Source organism: Brevundimonas sp. GN22, assembly GCF_054824005.1.
In genome coordinates this window covers 1-921 of sequence record NZ_JSYD01000141.1, presented here as the reverse complement: position 1 = coordinate 921, position 921 = coordinate 1, and the positions used below count along the sequence as shown (strand labels likewise).

Genomic DNA, 921 nt, shown 5'->3' with positions numbered 1-921 from the left:
TTCGCCCGCATGAAGAAGAAGGACGGCGAAGAGCTGGACACCTTCACGCTGGCCCGCGCTATCGACCAGTTCGAAAAGCGTGACGGCGCGTGGAAAATCGCCCGCCGCACGCTCGTTTGGGAATGGAACCATGACAGCGCATCGGCCGAAAACTGGGGTGCAGGCATGATCACGCCGGACCCGTCCAAACTGGTTCGCGCGGCGAAGAAGCCGCACGACGCCCTGTACAAAGTCGGAGCCTGAACCATGGATATCGCTAACAGCGTGGCCATCGTCACGGGCGCGAACCGCGGCATCGGCGAAGCCTTCGTCCGTGCCCTGATCGGGCAAGGCGCAGCCAAGGTCTATGCCGGTGCGCGTAACGCCGCCTCGGCCCAGCACCTGGTTGACGAGTTCGGCGACAAGGTTGTCGCCATCGCTCTGGATGTCACCAAGGAAGAGCAGGTTGCTGCGGCCGCAGCGCAATGCACGGACGTATCGATTGTGATCAATAACGCCGGAGCCTTCCTGAACCAGCGCCTGATCGGGGCCGATACCATGGCCGCCGCGCGCGAGGAGATGGAGGTCAACTATTTCGGCGTCCTGTCCATGTCGCGCGCCTTTGCGCCGGTGCTGAAAGCCAACGGCGGCGGAGCGATTGTGAACGTGCTGTCGGCCGGTGGTCTGTGCGCCATGCCGGTGATGGGCGGCTATAGCCCGTCCAAGTTCGCCGCGAAGGCCGCCACGACCTGCATCCGTGCCGAACTGGCACCGCAGGGCACTTCCGTCACGGCGCTGTTCGTCGGCTCGGTCGACACACGCATGGCGGCCTCGGTTCAGGGCAAGAAGGAACGTCCCGAGGACATCGCCCGCGTCGGCCTGTCGGCCATCAAGCGCAAGCTGGACGAGGCCGACACCGATCGCATGGTTCTGGAAGTCCGC

General features: G+C 64.5%; 1 protein-coding gene and 1 pseudogene. Both read left to right on the top strand.

Annotated elements, in window-relative coordinates:
• Positions 1 to 243: pseudogene (locus OB03_RS14310) on the top strand (hypothetical protein); the annotation flags it as partial.
• Positions 244 to 246: 3 nt separating this feature from the next.
• Positions 247 to 921 (top strand): SDR family oxidoreductase (locus tag OB03_RS14305; RefSeq protein WP_461344610.1); only part of this gene is annotated, 675 nt, incomplete at its 3' end.